This window comes from Vallitalea maricola, assembly GCF_036985595.1.
In the GTDB taxonomy this organism is placed as follows: domain Bacteria; phylum Bacillota; class Clostridia; order Lachnospirales; family Vallitaleaceae; genus Vallitalea; species Vallitalea maricola.
Map to the genome: position 1 here is coordinate 1 of NZ_BTPU01000417.1, position 323 is coordinate 323.

The 323-nt window shown below is 33.1% G+C and carries 1 protein-coding gene; it reads right to left on the reverse strand.

Annotation, left to right across the window (positions count from 1 at the left end):
* Window positions 1–118 precede the first annotated feature (118 nt).
* A partial coding sequence (locus tag AACQ14_RS24500) for a hypothetical protein (protein WP_339366138.1) occupies window positions 119–323 on the reverse strand: 205 nt, incomplete at its 5' end.

Sequence of the window (323 nt, forward strand, 5' to 3'; positions counted from 1 at the left end):
CTGAGCATTAACTCTAATTGATGCCCGGTAATACTTACTTTTCTTTAGTCATTATTTTTGATCTTCGCAAACAGTCAAAATTAATACAAATGTTAAGTGTTTCACATCATCATTTATACTATTGTGGATTGAATCGGATAAACCCTGTGTCATGATTCAGTTCTAATATCCCCTTTCGCAATAACGATTCAACGGCTTTATTAATACCATTGCATAGCTTAATGCCTTCGGCATCATTTTTACAGACATAAAAACTTTCTAAAATAGCGACAGGATTATCTAGATCGTAATGTATCTTACTGGCCGCATCATTCTTTTTTACT